Origin of the sequence: Amycolatopsis sp. w19, assembly GCF_051373225.1 — a bacterium.
GTDB lineage: Bacteria > Actinomycetota > Actinomycetes > Mycobacteriales > Pseudonocardiaceae > Amycolatopsis > Amycolatopsis japonica.
This window is the reverse complement of record NZ_JBPQFM010000009.1, coordinates 229,228-247,241: the sequence shown is the minus strand read 5'-3', so window position 1 is coordinate 247,241 and position 18,014 is coordinate 229,228. Positions and strand designations below refer to the sequence as shown.

Here is an 18,014-nt window from a genome sequence, read left to right as displayed (position 1 = left end):
GAGGAGCGACGTGAAGCAGGTAGTGCAGAACTACAAGAGCGGGGAGCTGGCGCTCCTCGACGTCGAAGTGCCCGCGTGCAAAGCGGGGGGTGTGCTGGTCCGCACCGCCTATTCGCTGATCTCCACCGGCACCGAGATGATGAAGGTGTCCGAGGCGAGTCTTTCGCTGGTGGGCAAGGCGAAGGCCCGGCCGGATCAGGTCGCGAAGGTGATGCAGAGCGTCGCCACGAACGGGCTGGGCGCCACCTATCGCAAGGCGATGAACAAACTCGACTCGTACACGCCGCTGGGGTATTCGCTGTGCGGTGTGGTCGAGGAGGTCGGCGCGGGCATCGACGACGTCGCCGTCGGGGACTACGTGGCGTGCGCGGGGAACGAGCACGCGCTGCACGCGGAACTGAACTGGGTGCCCAAGAACCTGTACACCAAGGTGCCCGACGGCGTCGACCCGCGGCACGCCGCGTTCGGCACGGTCGGCTCGATCGCGATGCAGGGTGTCCGCCAGGGTGAACCGCAGATCGGCGACATCGCGCTGGTCATCGGGCTCGGCCTGATCGGCCAGCTGGTCGTGCAGCTCCTGGTCGCCTCCGGGGTCCGCGTGGTCGGCGTCGACCCGGACCCGTCCCGGTGCGCGCTGGCCGAACAGCTCGGCGCCCTGAAGTGCGGCGATCCGGCGTCCGGCGTCGTCGACACAGCGGTGGCGGAGATCAGTTCCGGGCACGGCGTCGACCAGGTGTACCTCGCCGCGGGCGGCAGCACGAACGAGCCGGTGGAGCTGGCCGCGAAGCTGGCCCGCGACCGCGGCCGCGTGATCGACATCGGCAAATGCTCGCTGAACCTGCCGTGGAACGCCTACTACGAAAAGGAACTCGACGTCCGGTTCTCCCGTTCGTACGGCCCCGGCCGCTACGACCCGGAGTACGAACTCGAGGGCCGCGACTACCCGATCGGCCAGGTCCGCTGGACCGAGCGCCGCAACCTCGCCTGCGTCGTCGACCTCATGGGCAGCGGCCGTCTCGACGTCGAGCCGCTGATCTCTCACGTCTCGGAATTCTCCGACGCCGTCGAGACGTACCGGAAGCTGAACGAGGGCGAACTCAAGGCCGTCGCGGTGCTGTTCGAGTACGAGAAGCGCGCCGTCGCGGCCACCGAGCAGGTCTCCGCGGTGACCATGCCGAAGACCGCGTCGGTCCGGGCCGTACCCAAGGGTGGCGGCGTGCGGGTCGCGTTCGTCGGCGCGGGCAACTACGCGTCCTCGATGCTCTTGCCGCATCTCGCGGAGATGGAAGGCGTCGATCTCACCGAGGTCGTCACCACCTCCGCGCTCTCCGGCGCGAACGCCAAACGCAAGTTCGGCTTCGCCCGCGCCACCACCGACCTCGACACGATGCTCGAAGACTCCTCCATCGACGCCGTGTTCATCGTGACCAGGCACAGCTCGCACGCCGAGCTGACCAGGCGCGCGCTGCTCGCGGGCAAGGCGGTGTTCGTCGAGAAGCCGCTCGCGTTGTCGGAGAAGGAACTGGAGATCGTGCTCGGCGCGATCGAGGAATCCGGCAACGACCGCCTGCAGGTCGGGTTCAACCGCCGGTTCGCCCCGCTGCTGAACGAGTCGGTGCTCCACTTCGGACCGCGGATCGGCCCCGCTTCCGTGCGGTACCTGGTCAACGCCGGCCAGCTCGACGCCGGCAGCTGGTACAACCAGGCCGACAGCGAGGGTTCGCGGTTCGCGGGCGAGGGCGGCCACTTCATCGACACGGTCAGCTGGCTGCTCGGCTCCGACCCGGTCTCCGTGTACGCCACCGCGACCCCCGGCCACCAGGACCTGCAGATCCTGCTGCGCTACCCGGATGGCTCGACCGCGTCGATCGCGTACACCACCAGTGGCTCCTCGGCGTTTCCCAAGGAGACGATCGACGTCACCGCCGACGGCAAGGTGCTGAAGTTCGACGACTTCGCGCGCGCGTCGGTGTTCGGCCGCAAGAAGTGGGCGAGCTCCCGTATCCCCAAGGGCCGCGACAAGGGCCAGGCCGCCGAGCTCGAAGCGTTCGTCAACGCGCTGACGACCGGCGTCTCGATGCCGGTGTCGGTCGAGTCGCTCGTTTCGACGACGCTGGCCACGCTCGCGGTCAACCGCAGCCTCGAAACGGGTGCGCCGGTGCGGATCAACGCCAAGGAAGGTCTCGGCTGATGGATCCGTCCTGGTACCTGCGAAGACTGTCGAGGATGGGGCCCGCCGAGATCGCGGGCCGGGTCACCGACGTCGTGCGCAAACGCCAGTGGCGCGGGGTCGCGGGGGAGAAGGCGGTCTGGCTGCCGGACCGCCGGTTCGCGACGGTGCCCGGTGAGGACGTCCTCGCCGCCGTCTCGGGCGAAGCGGTGAAGGATCTGCTCGTCACCGCCGACCGGCTGATGGACGGGCGCGCCGAGTACTTCGGCGTCGAGCGGGACGACCTCGTCGCCCCGGACTGGTCGTACGACCCGAAGACCGGCCGCCGCGCACCGTCCGACGTGTACTCCTTCGACATCCCGTACCGGAGCGAGGACGCCGTCGGCGACATCAAGCAGATCTGGGAGCCGTCGCGGCACCAGCACCTCACCGTGCTGGCCGCCGCGTACGCCCTGACCGGCGAGGACCGGTACGCCGAACGCGTGGCCGCGCACCTCGGGTCGTGGTGGGCGGCCAACCCGCCGATGCGCGGGGTGCACTGGGTCAGCGGCATCGAACTCGGCATCCGGCTGCTGTCGTGGGTGTGGGTTCGGCGGCTGCTCGGCGGCTGGGCGCAGGCCCCGGCGCTGTTCGAGGACAATCCCGTGGCGCTCAACCAGATCTGGCATCACCAGCGCTGGCTGGCGGCGTTCCCGAGCCGGGGTTCGTCGGCGAACAACCACGTGATCGCGGAGGACGCCGGACAGCTCGCCGCCGCCTGCGCGTTCGCCTGGTTCCCCGAGTCCGGCCAGTGGCGGGATGCGGCACTCGCTTCGCTGGACAAGATGCTGCGGCACAACACCTTCGACTCCGGCCTCAACCGGGAGCTCGCCACGGAGTACCACGGGCTCGTCCTGGAGCTGGGCCTCGCCGGGGCGCTGGAAGCGAAGGCGGCCGGTGTCGCGGTGCCCGAGTCTACCTGGCTCGTGCTGCTCCGGATGACCGACGCGCTCGCGTCCATTGTGGACAACAAGCTGCGGCCGCCGCGGCAAGGCGACGCCGATGACGGCTTCGGGCTCATCGTCGACGGCGACGAGACCAGCCGCTGGGCATCGCTGATCGACACCGGATCCGTCCTTTTCGGACGGTTGGACTGGTGGCCGGAGACTCCGGGCGGGGACGTCCGGACCCAGCTCTTCTCCGCACTGGCCAAGGACATCCAGGTCGCCGGGCGGCGTCCGGCGCGGCGGCGGGACGACTTCGCCGACGCCGGGATGACCATCCTGCGCGACGGAGAGGTCTGGTGCCGGTGCGACGGCGGGCCGCACGGCTTCCTGTCCATCGCCGCCCACGCGCACGCGGACGCGCTCTCGGTGGAGGTCCGGCACGACGGCGTCGACATCCTCGCCGACCCGGGAACCTATTGCTACCACGGCGAACCGAAGTGGCGGTCGTACTTCCGGTCCACGGCCGGGCACAACACGCTCGAACTCTCCCGCACCGACCAGTCCGTCTCTGGCGGGCCGTTCCTGTGGACGAAACACGCGGTCACCACGGTGATCGCGGCGGGGACGCCGTCGCGCTGGAGCGCGGAACACGACGGCTACGCGCCGTCGGTGCACCAGCGTTCGGTGGAGCTTGACGGAACCGAACTGAGGATTCTCGACGAGGTCCGAGGCGGCGAGGCACAGCACTGCCGTCTCGCGTTCCATCTCGGACCCGCCGTCGAGGTCGCCCTGACCGGGAGCAGGGCCGTCCTGTCGTGGACGGCCGACGGCCAGGACAGGACGGCCACGTTCGAGCTCCCACCGGAGCTCACCTGGTCGGCGCATCGCGGCGAAACCACGCCGCCGATGGGCTGGTACTCGGCGGGTTTCGGCCGCCGCGAGCCCGCGTGGACCCTGCTCGGCAGCGGAACCGCCGCCACGTTCACCAGCGTGCTCACCTTCGATTCAGGTAACGAGGATCCACCATTGTGATCGCACGACCGCACCGCCTCCGCCGGGCAGCGCTTCTGGTGCTGCTCGGCTCGTCGACGCTCACCGCCTGCACGACCCCGGCCGAGGCGCCGGGACCGGATCCGGCCAAGGCGCCGTCCGGTTCCGTCGCGCAGATGTGCGACAAGCTGCCGGAGGGCCCGGCCGAAGCGCCGGCGGGGGCGGTGAAGATCGACCCCGCGGTGCCGGGTGATCTCGCCACGAAGACCCGCTCGAACCCGGCCGGGACGACGTTCTGGCTGGCACCGGGCACGCACCGGCTCGGCGATGACCGCTACGACCAGGTCAACCCGAAGCCGGGCAACGTCTACATCGGCGGTCCGAAGGCGGTCCTCGACGGCCGCAAGATCAACCAGTACGCCTTCTCCGGCAACGCCGCCGACGTCAAGATCCGTACCTTGACCGTGCAGGGTTTCGCCGCGCCGCACGACGAAGGCGTGGTCAACCACGACTCGGCCGACGGTTGGGTGATCGAGCAGAGCACCGTCCAGGACAACGACGGCGCGGCGCTGATGGCCGGCGCGCGGCAGCAGGTCCGCGGGAACTGCCTGCGGCGCAACGGGCAGTACGGGATGAACGCCTACGCGCAGGACAACAAGATCACCGGCCTCGTCGTCGAGGGCAACGAGATCACCGGCAACAACACCGGGGACTGGGAAGCCAAGATCGACGGCTGCGGCTGCTCCGGCGGGATCAAGTTCTGGTCGGTCGATGGCGCCGACGTCACCGGAAACTGGGTGCACGACAACCGTGGCGTCGGTTTGTGGGCCGACACGAACAACAACGACTTCCGCATCGAGGCCAACGTCATCGAGAACAACGACGGCTCGGCGCTGATGTACGAGACCAGCTACAACGCCGTCATCACCGGGAACACCATCCGCCGCAACAACTGGGTGGACGGCAAGCGCTACATCGACCGCGGCGACAGCTTCCCGGTGGCGTCGATCTACGTGTCCGAATCCGGCGGCGAGCCGAGGGTGAAGGCGCGGACGGACAAACTGGAGATCTCCGGGAACACGTTCGAAAACAACTGGAACGGCGTCACCCTCTGGGAGAACTCCGACCGGTTCTGCAACAGCCCGGCCAACACGTCGTCCGGTTCCTGCACCCGGCTGGTGCCGGAACAGGTGAAATGCGCGCAGCCGGCGATCGCGTCGGGCGGCCTGAACGCCGACTGCCGGTGGAAGACCCAGCGCGTCGAGATCCACCACAACCGGTTCGTGCTCGACCCGGCCGTCGCGGGGTGCGAGGAGAGCTGCGCGCGGATGGCGATGCTGGCGAACTTCGGCACGTACCCGGAGTGGTCGCCGTACAAGGGCGAGGTCGTCCAGCAGGCGATCACGTTCCGCCAGGGCAACCGGCTCTACGACAACGTCTACTCCGGGCCATGGAACTTCGTCGCGTTCGAGCCGAGCCGGGTGCTCGGCTTCGGTGAGTGGCAGGGTGCGCCCTACAAACAGGACCAGGGCAGCAAACTGACCCGTGCGGGAGGTGGCTGACATGCTCGAACCCGCGGTCCGTCCGGTGGCGGCGATCCGCAGCACCCCGAAGGCGGTCGGCATCGCCTGGACGTTGCTGATCATCAACACCTTGGGCTCGACAGGGGCGAAGACGGTCATCCCGCTGCCGAGGTCGGTCAGCCAGCTGATCACCATGGGCGCGCTGGGCGCCGCGTTCGTGATCGCGCTCGCGCTGAACGCCAGGCTGAAGGTCAGGCCGAGCGCCTATCTCTTCCTGCTCACGGTGCTGCTGGTGCTGAGCGTGGTCGCGAGCCTGAACCTGGAAGGCGGCTTCGGCGCGCTGTTCCGCTGCTTCCGGTTCGCGCTGTTCATCAGCACACTGTGGTTGCTGACCCGCTGGTGGAACGGCGGCCTCGACCTGGTCCGCACGCATATCCGCGCTTACGGTGTGGTGCTGGTGACTGTGGTGATCGGGCTCGCGCTGGGCCCGGGCAACGCGCTGCCGTTCGAATACGGCGGACGGCTCACCGGCACGCTGTGGCCGCTGACGCCGCCGCAGGTCGGCCAGTACGCGGCCATCGTCATCGGCCTCACGGTGCTGCTGTGGCTCGGCGGGAAACTGGAGCGGCGGAACGCGCTGGTGGTCATCGTGCCGTCGTTCGCGGTCCTGCTGCTGACCCACACCCGCACCGCGATGCTCGGCCTGGTGGCCGGGACCGTTGTGGCGCTGATGTCGCAGTGGATGTCCAGCGCCCGCGCGCGCAAGGTGTTCACCGGGCTGGTCCTCGCCGGGGTGTTCTGCGTGGTGGCGCTGGGCGGGCTGCTGCAGACCTGGTTCCTGCGAGGGCAGTCCGAGGAGAACTTCTCCAGCCTAACCGGCCGCGCGAAGGTGTGGGACGCGCTGCTCGACGCGCCGCGGACGACGCTGGAGTACCTGTTCGGGGTCGGGCTGACCGACAAGTCCTACGACGGGCTCCCGATCGACAGCAGCTGGCTCGCCGTCTACCACGAGCAGGGCTATGTCGGCATCGCGATCGTGGCCGCGTTCCTGCTCGTGCTGGTCGTGGTCGCGGTGCTGCGGCCGCCGTCGCCCGCCAGGGCCTGCGCGATCTTCCTGATCACCTACTGTCTTTCCGCCTCCTACACCGAGGCGGGCCTCGGCGACGCGTCGCCGTACCTGCTGCACCTGGCCTTGGCCGCGTCGCTGCTGGTGCGAGGCGACCCTGAGCTTTCCAAGGAGCCCGTGTGAAGGTCCTCGTGATCCACAACCGGTACCGATCCGAGCAGCCGAGCGGCGAGAACAACGTCGTCGACCAGGAGACCGCGCTGCTGGCCGAGGCCGGGCACGAGGTGGACCTGTTCGAGCGGCGCAGCGACGACATCGCGGAGATGTCGCTGCCGCGCAAGGCCGTCGTCCCGCTGCAGGTGCCGTGGAACCGGGCCGTGCGCGCGGAACTGGCCCGGCGCCTCGCCGACGACCGGCCGGACGTCGTCCACGTCCACAACACGTTCCCGCTGCTTTCGCCGTCCGTGCTGGCCGCGTGCGCGGACGCCGGGGTGCCGACGGTCGCGACCGTGCACAACTACACGCTGATCTGCCCGCCCGGCACGCTGTACCGCGAGGGCTACATCTGCACCGACTGCGTGGGACGTAAGCCGATCCCGGCGGTGCGGCACGGGTGCTACCGCGGTTCGGGGCTCGCGACCGTGCCGATGGCGGCGAGCATGGTGCTGAACCGCAACCGCTGGTGGTCCGGCGTCTCGAAGTTCTTCTGCATCTCGAAGGCGCAACGCGAGATCCTGATCGCCGCCGGGATGCCCGCCGACCGGCTCGCGGTGAAGTACAACTACGTCACCGACCCGGGCAAGACGCGCAAGGGCGCGGGGGAGCATCTGCTGTTCCTCGGCCGGATCACCGAGGAAAAGGGCATCGGCCTGCTGATGAAGGCCTGGGATCGGCTCGTCGCGGCGGGTGGCTCGCTGCCGCCGCTGGTGATCGCCGGCACCGGCCCGATGCAGGACGAGGTCGCGCGCTGGGCCCACGGCCGCGACGACGTCCGCTACGTCGGCCTTCAGTCCAAAGCAGAATGTCAAGACCTGATCGCCCGCTCGAACGCCGTCATCGCCCCGTCCGAGTGGCTGGAGGCGTTCGGGCTGGTCGTCGTCGAAGCGATGGCCGCCGGCGTCCCCACCGTCGCCGCGGCCCACGGCGCCTTCCGCGAACTCGTCGAGGACGGCGTCACCGGTCTGCTGCACGAACCCGGGAACCCCGAGTCGCTCGCGGCCCGCCTGCGGGAGATCGTCGGCGACGCCGAACGGAACCAGGAGATGGGCTGGGCGGCGCGGCTGGTGTACGAGCAGGAGTTCACGCCGAAGGTCGGTCTCGAACGGCTGGTCGGCGGCTACCAGGCAGCGATCGACGCGTGATCACCGGCCCGCCCGCGATCCCGCCGCGAGCGAGAATCCCGCTCTGGACCCTGGGCGCCTTCGGCTTCGTCGTCGCCGTCGTCCTCGGCCTGCGCTACGCCGGTAGTTCGCACACCGCCGGACTGGACGCCCTCGTGCTCCCCGTCGTCGACCGCGTCGAGGGCCCGCTCTGGTACCTGGCGACCGCCATCGACTTCGCGGGGGAACCGGTGGGCGCGGTCGTGGTGATCGCCCTGTTCGGCTGGCTGTGCCTGCGGCACCGGCGGCAGCGGATCGCGATCCTGATGGTGGCCGCGAGCGGCGTGACGGTGGCACTGACCACCGGGCTGAAACCCCTGTTCGGCAGGCTGATCCACGGCGAGTTCCTCTCGTATCCGAGTGGGCACACGGCCTTCGCGGTGACCGTCGCGACCGTCGTGGGGTTGCTGGTGGTCGACGTGCGCGGGCTCGGACCTGTCGGTGGTGCTTCGGTGCTGGTGGGGCTGATCGCGTTCGCGGGGCTCGCGATGGGGTGGGCCGAGGTGGCGCTGGGGGCGCACTATCCGACGGATACGTTCGGGGGGTTCGGGTTCGCTGTCGCGGTGGTGCCGGTGGTGGGGTGGGCGGTGGACCGGTTCACGCGGCCAGCTTGACGTTCGGCCGGGGCCGCGCCTGTGCCGTCCGGAACGCGGCCAACAACTCGTGCTCGACCTGCGCCGGCTCGGTTCGTAGCCGGGACGGCAACGTCTGGAGCACGACGATCCCCGCGGCGACATAACGGGCGTTGCGTGCGACGGTGGCGCGATGACCGTAGAGGTCGGCGTGGTGGCGGTAGGAATCGATCTCCCAGGCGAAGGCGCACTTGTCGCACCAGAAGTCCGGAGTGGCGATGTAGTTGCCGTTGGCGTCGAAGACCGGGACGTTCCAGTGGCCCGGCGGGAGGCCGGATCTTCGCCAGAGCCGCCAAGCGTCGGCCTCGGCCACGGATCTCGCTCCGGCGAGAAGCGGGGTCATGGCCCTTCTCGGTAGTGCGGTGCCGGTTCGACCCGCTTGGTCCAGTTCGTGGGTGAGCATGTCGGTGGTGCAGAACCGGCGTTGGACGGACTCGGCCATCATCGCCTGGATCTCGTCTTCGTCGGTGAGTCTTCGAGCGGCGTCGATGACGGCTCGGGGGACGGGGGCGACGGGGAGATCGCCGCGGAAGTGGGGCCGCGGCAGCCGTGTGGTGCGCTCGACGTGCACGAATCCTGCGGAGGCGATTCGGCGCTCCTCGGGAATGAGGATGTGAACATCCTTGGCGGGTGGCAGATTCTCCAGCCCCTGAAGGTGTAGAGCCCAGATTCCGGAAAGGACCGACCGGTCCCTGCCGTGCAGAAGCGCGGCCCGGATCCGTTGTTCCCTGGTTGGTGGCCCCGAGTGAAGCAGCACGATCCCCGGGAGCAGGCGTTGCCAAGGGCCGCCGGCGGCGCTCCGGCGTGAAATGGTCCGGCCGGGTACACCAGCGGCCTTCAGCTCGGCGACGCGAGCCACGTCGGCGTGGGTCAGGAGTGAGTCGTCCGACCAGGTACCTCTTCGCACGGGCTCACGATGCGCTCTTCCATAGCGAAGATCCACTCATTCTCCGCGTGACCGGACCTTTCGCTGCGAGTCTTCATGATCAACGGAAGATCGGGGACACTCAACGTCCCCGATCTTCCGTTGATCATGAAACGCGGAGACCGCGAGCGGACCGCTCAGCACCCACCGTCCCCAAAAGAACTGCAAGCATCCTGCGAGTAAGGAGCCCCCTGCCACCCCGAAACCCCCACAGTCCGCGAAGTGTCATGAACCACGAACCGCCACTCGCCCGAATAAGCGTTGTCGTACCACCGGTTCTCCTGCCGGAACGTCACCGCTTCCGAAACGGAAGAACCCCGATAAGGCGACCACTCCGGATAAGTCCCGAAGTTCGCCAGAAGCGCCATCCGTCCGCAATACCCTGAGCAGGAAGACCCATGGGAGAACTTGTTTCCGTGGATCGAAACCCGTTGCGTCTTCCACCGGCAGTCGTCGTACAGCGGACGCGACGAAATCCCCGGCGCGGAACACGAAGAGACCGAAGGAACCAGAAGCGTGCAAGAGCCGGAGGACGTGTTCGCCGGGCTGTTGCAGAAGCGGTCCGCGTTCTCCCACAGGGTGATTCCGGACCAGTTGTCCTCGAAGACGTTGTCGACGATCTCCACCAGCGAAGTCCGGGCCCGCAGCCGCGGCTCGCCGCCGGACTCCGAGATGTACACCGTCCCGACCGGGAAGTCGTCGCCGCGTGCAGCGAAAGCCCGGCCCTGCACGAGCGTGTTCCGGCGGAAGGTGTTCTCGCGGACCACGACGTTGTAGGAGATCTCGTAGAACAACGCCTCCGCCTCGTTGTCCTCGATCAGGTTGTCCTCGATGAGGAAGTCGTTGTTGTTCGTGTCCGCCCACAGTCCGGCGCCGTGGTTGTGGTGCACCCAGTTGCCGCGGATGTCGGCGCCGTTCACCGCCCAGAATTTCGCGCCGCCGGTGCAGCCGCAGCCGGGTTCCTTCGTCTCCCAGTCGTCGGTGTTGTTGCCGATGATCTCGTTGCCCTCGACGAGCAGCCCGGTGATCCCGTCGCCGGCCCGGTACGCGTTGATGCCGTACTGCCCGTTGTCCCGCAGGCAGTTCCGGAGGATCTCCTGACGCGGCCCCGCCATCATCGCGGCGCCGCGGTTGTCCTCGATCGTGTTGCTTTCGATGGTCCAGTGTTCGCCCGAGTCGTGGTTGACCACGCCCTGATCGCGCGGGGCTGCGAAACCGCGGATCGTGAGGCCGCGGATGACGACGTCGCGAGCCTGCTGGGTGAACGCGTAGCGGTTGACGCCGCCGCCGTCCAGCACGGCACCGGGGGCGCCGAGGTAGACGTTGCCGTCCTTGGGGATGATCTGCCCGAACTCGTCCGGGCCCAGCGTGTGCTTGCCGCCGGTCAGCCAGAACGTCGTGCCGGCCGGGAGTTCGCGGGTCTTCGCGGAAAGGTCCGTTCCCGGGGAGACGACCACGGCGCCGTCCGGTTTCCCCGGGCTCACCGGTCCCGCGGCGCAGGCCGCGACAGGAGCCGCCGAAGCCGGGACGACTCCTGTCGCGATCAGCATCAGAACAATCAGGAACGCGGGCACAAAGGCAACGGTAAGCCAGAATGGACCGTCCCAGACGGACACTTACAGGTGAAGTTTCAGCAGGTCACCGTCTCTCCGAAGCCGCTGCAGGTGTCCTGCAGATAGGGCGCCGCCTGCCACTGCGCCGCGGTCAGCCGCCGTGAGGTGTCGTGGGCGACGAACGTCCACGGCCCGTAGTACTGGTTGTCGTACCACCGGTTCTCCTGCCGGAAGGTGATCGCCTCCGAGATCACGGCACCCCGGTACGGCGACCAGGCCGGGAAGGTCCCGTAGTTCGAGAGCACCGCCATCCGCCCGCACATCCCGAGGCAGCCTTCCATCGACGAGTCGAATTCGAAGGTGTTCTCGTGCACCGAAACGCGCTGGGTCTTCCAGCGGCAGTCGCCGTACAGCGGCTCGGTCGCGATACCCGGGTCGGAGCAGGAGGACGTCGGTGAGACCAGCGCCGTGCACGAGAGCGTGGACGTGTTGGCCGGGCTGTTGCAGAACCGGTCGGCGTTCTCCCACAGCGTGATCCCCGACCAGTTGTCGGAGAACATGTTGCCCCGGATGTCGATGCGGCTGGTCCGGGCGGGCAGTCTTGGCTCGCCGCCCGATTCGCTGAGGTACACCGCCGCCACCGGGAAGTTGTCGCCCTTGGCGGCCCGGTTCCGGCCTTGCACCAGCGCGTTCCGGTTGAAGGTGTTCCCGATCAGCTCCAGGTTGTAGGAGATCTCGTAGAACAGGCCCTCGGACGCGTTGTCCTCGATCAGGTTGTCCTGGATGAGGAAGTCGTTGTTGTTCGTGTCGGCCCAGAGCCCGACACCGTGGTTGTGGTGGACCCAGTTCCCGGTGATGTCGGCGCCGTTCACGGCCCAGAATTTCGCGCCGCCGCTGCAGCCGCAGCCCGGGATCTTCGTCTCCCAGTCGCCGGTGTTGTTCCCGGTGATCTCGTTGCCCTCGATCACCAGATCGGCCAGCCCGCCACCGAAGCGGTAGGCGTTGATGCCGTACTGCCCGTTGTTCCGCAGGCAGTTCCCGATCACCCGCTGGCCGGATCCGGTCATCATTCCGGCGCCGTCGTTGTCCTCGATGACGTTGCCTTCGATGGTCCAGCGCTCGCCGGAGTCGTGGTTGACCACGCCCTGGTCGCGTTCGGCGACGAAACCGCGGATGGTCAGCCCGCGGATCACCACGTCCTTGGCCGAGGTGGTGAAGGCCGCGCGGTTGATCCCGCGTCCGTTGAGCACGGCGCCCGGAGCGCCCAGATAGACGTTGCCGTCCTTGGGCATCACCTGGCCGAACTGGTCCGGGCTCAAGTGGTGCTCGCCCGGTGACAGCCAGAACGTGGTGCCCGGCGGGCTGAACCGGGTCTTGTCGGTCAGATCGGTGCCTGGATCGACGACCTGGGCGCCTTCCGGGGCGGAAGGGACGCCGACGGTCGTGCCGCACACCCCTCGAGTCGGCTCTTCGGACGCCACCGCTGTGTTCTCAACGGCGACCTGGAGCAGCAGTACGGACAACGCGGCGTAGAGCACGCGCGTGCCGGTCGAGCGCTGTGCGATCCCTGAACTCATACCCTTCTCCGAAATACCGGCTTCACCGGACGGCCACCCAGCCACGGCGCCGGATCATCCGCGTCGAGCGCTTTGCGGTACACGAGGCAGGCCTGCGAGACCACTTCGACCGTCCGGTCGATGTCTTCTTCGGACAACGCGCTGCTGACCACGAAAGACGGCCCGAGGACCCCGCCCGTGACCAGTTGCCGCAGGAACAACGTTCGGTAGTCCTGCGACGGTTTCTTGTCGGCGTCGAGCGTGGCGAAGACGAGGTTGCTCGCCCGGCCGCGCACGACGACGTGTTCCCCGACCCCGGCCGAGTCCGCGACTTCGCGGACCCCGGCGGCGAGCCGGTCGCCGAGCGCGTGCAGCCGCGCGGCGATGCCTTCTTCGGTGTAGGTCTCCATGACCGCGATCGCGGCGGCCAGCGAATGCGTCTCGGCGCCGTGCGTGGTGGACAGCAGGAAGACGCGGTCCTCGCCGGTGCGCAGCCCGCCGAGTTCCATCAGGTCGCGTTTGCCCGCCAGCGCCGAGACGGCGAACCCGTTGCCGAGCGCCTTGCCGAACGTCGAGAGATCCGGAGTGACCCCGTAGAGGCCCTGCGCGCCCGTCTCGGACCAGCGGAAACCGGTGATCATCTCGTCGAAGATCAGGACGCAGCCGTACCGGTCCGCGAGCTCCCGCAGGCCGACGAGGTAGCCGGCGGGCGGCTCCTGCTGGGTCGACGCCTCCAGGATCAGGCAGGCGATCCGGCCCGCGTTCTCCCGCAGCAGCCGTTCCGTCGCCGGGAGGTCGCCGTAGGGGAACGACACGGTGAGATCGGTGATGCCGTCCGGGATGCCCGCAGACATCGCGGTGGTGCCGATGAACCAGTCGTCGATGGAGAAGAACGCGTGGTCGCGGCAGATCGCCACGAGCGGCCTGCCGGTGGCCGCCCTGGCGAGTTTGACCGCGGCCGTGGTGGCGTCCGAGCCGTTCTTGGCGAATTTGACCATCTCGGCGGTCGGCACGGTTTCGAGGAACTTCGTCGCCGCCCGTTCCTCCACGATGGACGGACGGGCGAAGTTGGCGCCCCGGTCGATCTCGCGGTGGGCGGCTTCGCTCACCCTCGGATGCGCGTGCCCGAGGCTGACCGCGCGCAGCCCCGAGCCGTACTCGATGTATTCGTTCCCGTCGACGTCCCAGACGTGCGCGCCGAGGCCGTGCGAGATGACCGGCGCCAGATTCTCCGGATACTGGTCGTCACCCTTGGCGTAGGTGTGCGCCCCGCCGGGGATCATCGCGTGGAGGCGCTCGTTGGCCCGCATGGACTTGGGCAGCTGACGGGTCATGCTCTCACCTCGTGTTCTGTAAGACGGCGGAAAGCGGGAGCGCGCGCCGGTCCCGCTCCGACATGAGCGCCACCGGGAGCGGCCACGGGATCGCCAGTTCCGGATCGTCGTAAGCGATCGCGACGTCCTCGGCGGGATCGTGCGCACGGTCGATCCGGTAGGAGACGTCGGCGTAGTCGGTGAGCGCCTGGAACCCGTGCGCGCAGCCGGCCGGGATGTACAGCGACACCTGCGTCTCCCCGGAGAGTTCGAACGTCTCCTTGCCGAGGTACGTCGGCGAATCCGGCCTCAGGTCGACGACGACGTCGAACACGGCGCCCCACGAGCATCGCACCAGCTTCGCCTCGCCGAGCCCCGAGCGGAGGTGCATCCCTCGCAGCACTCCCTTGCGGGAACGGGAAACACTGTCCTGGAGAAACCCGTTCGGGTCGATCCCGGCCGACCGGACGACGTCGGCGTCGAAGGTGCGGCTGAAGAAGCCGCGTTCGTCGGCGTGCGGCGTCGGCTCGAACAGGTACGCGCCCGCGATGGCGGGCACTCCGATCACCTTCATCGGACTCCCATCGGCAGGAAGGCGGCCGACAGCGCGGCGAACTGTTCGTCCAGCAGACGCGTCTGCTCCGCGCTTCGTTTCGCGACGATCTCGGTCAGTTCGCCCGCCCTGGACTCGAGTTCGGCGAACTGGCGCACCAGCGCGTCGAAGTCGATCTCCTTGGCGGACTGGCAGAACTCGCCGAGTCCCAGCGTGGTCATGAGGACCTCGTTCTTGCGGGCGTACCCGATGGACAACGTCGGTTTCGCCAGCTTCAGTGCGCACAGGACGTTGTGGTATCGGGTGGCGACGACGGTCTCGACCGCCGACATCGCCCGCATCACTCCGTCCAAAGTGGACGTTTCGGCGGCGGCGATCAGCGGGGATTCCAGTTCCCGCATGATCTCCTCGACGACCTGGGTGTCGGCCCGGTCGCCGATGAACAACCGCACCGGGCGGCCGTCGGCGACCAGTCCGGCGACGAACCGGGTCATCTTGTCCACATAGGACTCATAGATCTCGGTGGCGCGGTGCCGGTCGTCGTTCCCGCCGTGGTACGCCATCACCCCGACCCCGACGGACCGGGGCAGCACCGGTTCCGAAGGCGCGGGCAACGCGAAGGCGAGGTCGGGGTAGACGCGGTCGTTCGCGACGTCGACGCCCATCGTGCGCATCGCGTCTCGTGACGGCTCGTCCCGGTAGGACCGGAACGCCGCGAGCCGCGCGGCCCAGCCGATCACCGCCCGGGTGGCCCGGTGCGTGCTCACGCTGGCGCCGACACTCACCAGCGCCACTTTGGTGCCGACCAGGCGGCCGGACACCGAAAGCAGCAGCAGAGCGTACGGGAATCCCCACGGCCGCAAGGGAAGAGTGGATTCGAGGACACCCATCCCCGGCACGATCACCACGTCCTGCCGCCGCACCCACGCCGCCGTGCGGACGATGTCGACGAGTTTCCCGAAGGCCTTCATGACGATCGACAAGGGTCCCGATGCTGTTCGGTACTCGCCCTCGTACCAGTTCAACGCGGTCGTTTCGAGTCCGTGGCGTGACGCGACGATGTCCGGACCGCCGCACATCACGCTGAGCGCGGCGCCCGGATGCTCCGCGCGCAAATACCCGAGAACCGCCTCGAAGGAACCGTCGTTACCGAGGTTCCCTGATCCGAGGAGCCCGAACAGCCCGATTCTCACGGGCGGGGTCAAGGGACTCGTCCCTCCTGGCCGGCGACGACCGAGGCCACGGACACTTCACGGGGGCCCACTTCGGCCTCGGCCTGGACGGGCATCCGCCCCATGGCCGGGTTCCCCGCCCGGTTCAGCATCCATTGCCGCAGGTAGCGGAAGCATTCCCGCTTCTCCGCGCCGGAGATCGGCGCGTTGCGGATCGCCTTGACGTAGCCGAGCACGTACTCGCCGAGCAGCCGGACCATCGGGTGCCGCAGCTTGTCGGCCCGTTTCGGGTCGAGGTTGGTGGCACGCCTGCGCACGGTCGGGTGCTCGTGCTCGGAGCGGCCGGGGTGGTCGCGCCGGAAGTACAGCCAGTCGGGCACCTGGTGGAACGGGCCGTGCAGGGCCAGTTCCGAGATGATCGTGCGGTCGGCGTGGTGGTAGCTGTCCAGCGGCGCGACACGGCGCAGCACCTCGGTGCGGATGACCGCGCCGTCGTCGTCCCCGCCGGGCGCGAACAGGGTGCTGCGGAAGCGTTCCGCGGCGTGCGGCGAGACCGTGTTGAGCGGGTATTCCAGTGCCTGCGTGACGACGGCCTTCTCGTCGATCATCGCCGTCCACGAGTGCGAAAGGACGAACTCGGGATGCTCGTCGAGCGCCTCGATACAGCGCTCCAGCAGGTCACGCGCGTAGAGGTCGTCGTCGGACGCCCATTTGAACAGTTCGCCGCGGGCGACGTCGACGCAGTAGTTGTGGTTGGGCGCGCAGCCGATGTTCACCGGCTGGCGCACATACCGGACACGGGAGTCCAGCTTCGCGTACTCGCGGCTGATCTCTTCGGTGCGGTCCGAGGACGCGTTGTCCGAGATGATCAGCTCGAAGTTCTCGTAGCTTTGGCCGAGGAGTGCGTCCAGCGATTCGGCGAGGTAGTCCTCGCCGTTGTAGACCGGGAGCCCGATGCTCAGCCGAGGAGCGGTGCTCATGACGTCCTCATTTCTTCCTTCTCCGAAGTCAGATGCTCTTTGAGAGCGGAGTGGAGTTGCAGCCACCACACCGCGGACCCGCTGGTGATCGCCAAGGCGACCCCCCAAGCGGACCCGGACGCCCCGGCCAAGAAGGCGCCTATGAGCCCGAAACCGACGTAGCCGGCCGAGTTGATCAGCTGGGCGCGAAGGCTCCTTTTCGCAGCGCCGAGCGCACGCAATCCGGCGGCCGCCCCGGTGTTGAATCCCGCCGCGGCGATACCGATGGTCACCGGGAGGATCAGTTCGGAGGCGGGATCCCACACGTCGCCGAGGACGAACCGGCCGGCGTCGTGGGGTACCAGAAGCAAGGCGAGACCCCAGAGCAGGGCCGCGGCCGCCTGGCCGGCGCCGAGTACGGCGCAGAAGTGGCGGAGGCGATGCGGGGCCCGTTGGAGCACCCGCGCGCCTTCCGCCACCGTGACCAGGGAAAGTCCCATCAGAAGGGCGAAGAACGGTCCGAGCAGCAGTTCGGCGCCGCGGACCGCGCCGACGCTCGCGAGCCCGGCGATCGCGCCGAGCCCGTACATCCGCAGCTGGGTGGAGCCGCTGTTGCTGACGTTCTCGATCAGGTAGCGGGTGCCGAGGTCACGGTGGTGCTTGAGCCAGTCGAGCGTGCCGCGCGGCGCGGGCCGGACCCCGGCCTGCAGGCAGCCGTAGCCGGCGGCGACCGCCCCGGACAGTCCCCACGCCAGGATGAACGCGACGACCGTGTCGAACCACCGGTGCGCGATGAACAGCGCCGGGATCAGCGCGACACCCCAGACGACGTCGTTGACGAACGCCTTCTTCCCGTGCCCCGCGGCGAAGAAGGTGAACCGCCAGGCGTCCTGCAGCAGCAACGTCGGGATGACGAAGCCGAGCGCGACGAACGCGCCGCCGATGGGGCCACCCACCACGAGACCGGCGACCACACTGACGGCTCCGGCGGCGACACCCGCGGAGAGCGCCGTCCCGGTCGCCTTGGCGGTCGCGGTTCGCCAGGATTCCGTGGACACCCCGGAGAACCGCACCATGAGCGGATCCGTCGTCAGCCCGCGCGAAAGGTTGAGCACCACGCCGTAGCTGACCCAAGCGAGGCTGAACATGCCGAAGGCGAACGTGCCGAGCGAGCGCGCCACGAACAGCCCGACCACGAAGTTGGTGATGCTTGAGACGGCCTGGTCGCCGAGGCCCCAGCTGAGCCGTCCGGCCATGGCCCGGACGGCTTGGGAACGCAGAAGTGATCGCATGGGGC

General features: G+C 68.6%; 14 protein-coding genes. 6 read left to right on the top strand and 8 right to left on the bottom strand.

The features are described from left to right. Positions 1-10: 10 nt before the first annotated feature. From ACSMFO_RS20355 to ACSMFO_RS20330, 6 genes are read left to right on the top strand one after another with little or no spacing between them, the layout of a single operon-like run. Positions 11-2,191: a bi-domain-containing oxidoreductase gene (locus ACSMFO_RS20355; RefSeq protein WP_436460073.1), complete on the top strand. Its 2,181-nt coding sequence runs from the start codon at positions 11-13 to the stop codon at positions 2,189-2,191. Next, entirely contained in the window at positions 2,191-4,128 is a 1,938-nt protein-coding gene (locus ACSMFO_RS20350; protein ID WP_436460072.1) for an alginate lyase family protein, read from the top strand. Before ACSMFO_RS20355 ends, ACSMFO_RS20350 begins: the two co-directional genes overlap by 1 nt. Further along, positions 4,125-5,648: a right-handed parallel beta-helix repeat-containing protein gene (locus ACSMFO_RS20345; protein ID WP_436460071.1), complete on the top strand. Its 1,524-nt coding sequence runs from the start codon at positions 4,125-4,127 to the stop codon at positions 5,646-5,648. Before ACSMFO_RS20350 ends, ACSMFO_RS20345 begins: the two co-directional genes overlap by 4 nt. Position 5,649: 1 nt before the next feature. Then, a complete protein-coding gene (locus ACSMFO_RS20340; RefSeq protein ID WP_436460070.1) occupies positions 5,650-6,858 on the top strand; it encodes an O-antigen ligase family protein in 1,209 nt (402 codons plus the stop codon). Next, on the top strand, positions 6,855-8,036 hold the full coding sequence (locus ACSMFO_RS20335) for a glycosyltransferase family 4 protein (RefSeq protein WP_436460069.1): 1,182 nt from the start codon (positions 6,855-6,857) through the stop codon (positions 8,034-8,036). The genes ACSMFO_RS20340 and ACSMFO_RS20335 overlap by 4 nt, the downstream gene beginning before the upstream one ends. Continuing rightward, a complete protein-coding gene (locus ACSMFO_RS20330) occupies positions 8,033-8,668 on the top strand; it encodes a phosphatase PAP2 family protein (protein ID WP_436460068.1) in 636 nt (211 codons plus the stop codon). The genes ACSMFO_RS20335 and ACSMFO_RS20330 overlap by 4 nt, the downstream gene beginning before the upstream one ends. Here ACSMFO_RS20330 and ACSMFO_RS20325 read toward each other — a convergent pair. The 8 genes from ACSMFO_RS20325 to ACSMFO_RS20290 all read right to left on the bottom strand — a co-directional run bounded on the left by ACSMFO_RS20325 (position 8,652) and on the right by ACSMFO_RS20290 (position 18,009). Continuing rightward, on the bottom strand, positions 8,652-9,257 hold the full coding sequence (locus ACSMFO_RS20325; protein WP_436460067.1) for a hypothetical protein: 606 nt from the start codon (positions 9,255-9,257) through the stop codon (positions 8,652-8,654). The two genes, ACSMFO_RS20330 and ACSMFO_RS20325, sit on opposite strands and share 17 nt — an antisense overlap. 491 nt (positions 9,258-9,748) lie before the next feature. Further along, entirely contained in the window at positions 9,749-11,185 is a 1,437-nt protein-coding gene (locus ACSMFO_RS20320) for a right-handed parallel beta-helix repeat-containing protein (RefSeq protein ID WP_436460066.1), read from the bottom strand. 56 nt (positions 11,186-11,241) lie between these two features. Further along, positions 11,242-12,741: a right-handed parallel beta-helix repeat-containing protein gene (locus ACSMFO_RS20315; RefSeq protein WP_436460065.1), complete on the bottom strand. Its 1,500-nt coding sequence runs from the start codon at positions 12,739-12,741 to the stop codon at positions 11,242-11,244. Further along, positions 12,738-14,054, bottom strand: a complete 1,317-nt coding sequence (locus ACSMFO_RS20310; RefSeq protein WP_436460064.1) for a glutamate-1-semialdehyde 2,1-aminomutase — start codon at positions 14,052-14,054, stop codon at positions 12,738-12,740. Before ACSMFO_RS20310 ends, ACSMFO_RS20315 begins: the two co-directional genes overlap by 4 nt. Positions 14,055-14,058: 4 nt before the next feature. Further along, positions 14,059-14,607 carry a dTDP-4-dehydrorhamnose 3,5-epimerase family protein gene (locus ACSMFO_RS20305; RefSeq protein ID WP_436460063.1) on the bottom strand — a complete coding sequence of 183 codons (549 nt, stop codon included), beginning with the start codon at positions 14,605-14,607 and terminating at the stop codon, positions 14,059-14,061. Further along, complete coding sequence (locus ACSMFO_RS20300; protein ID WP_436460062.1) at positions 14,604-15,791, bottom strand: polysaccharide pyruvyl transferase family protein; 1,188 nt, start codon at positions 15,789-15,791, stop codon at positions 14,604-14,606. The genes ACSMFO_RS20305 and ACSMFO_RS20300 overlap by 4 nt, the downstream gene beginning before the upstream one ends. Then, positions 15,788-16,738, bottom strand: a complete 951-nt coding sequence (locus ACSMFO_RS20295) for a glycosyltransferase family 2 protein (RefSeq protein WP_436460061.1) — start codon at positions 16,736-16,738, stop codon at positions 15,788-15,790. The genes ACSMFO_RS20300 and ACSMFO_RS20295 overlap by 4 nt, the downstream gene beginning before the upstream one ends. Next, positions 16,735-18,009, bottom strand: a complete 1,275-nt coding sequence (locus tag ACSMFO_RS20290; protein WP_436460060.1) for a hypothetical protein — start codon at positions 18,007-18,009, stop codon at positions 16,735-16,737. The genes ACSMFO_RS20295 and ACSMFO_RS20290 overlap by 4 nt, the downstream gene beginning before the upstream one ends. Positions 18,010-18,014 lie beyond the last annotated feature (5 nt).

Coding starts and splice junctions, on each gene's coding strand:
- ACSMFO_RS20350 (WP_436460072.1), top strand. CDS start 2,191: ATGGATCCGTCCTGGTACCTGCGAAGACTGTCGAGGATGGGGCCCGCC.
- ACSMFO_RS20340 (WP_436460070.1), top strand. CDS start 5,650: ATGCTCGAACCCGCGGTCCGTCCGGTGGCGGCGATCCGCAGCACCCCG.
- ACSMFO_RS20315 (WP_436460065.1), bottom strand. CDS start 12,741: ATGAGTTCAGGGATCGCACAGCGCTCGACCGGCACGCGCGTGCTCTAC.
- ACSMFO_RS20310 (WP_436460064.1), bottom strand. CDS start 14,054: ATGACCCGTCAGCTGCCCAAGTCCATGCGGGCCAACGAGCGCCTCCAC.
- ACSMFO_RS20305 (WP_436460063.1), bottom strand. CDS start 14,607: ATGAAGGTGATCGGAGTGCCCGCCATCGCGGGCGCGTACCTGTTCGAG.
- ACSMFO_RS20295 (WP_436460061.1), bottom strand. CDS start 16,738: ATGAGCACCGCTCCTCGGCTGAGCATCGGGCTCCCGGTCTACAACGGC.
- ACSMFO_RS20290 (WP_436460060.1), bottom strand. CDS start 18,009: ATGCGATCACTTCTGCGTTCCCAAGCCGTCCGGGCCATGGCCGGACGG.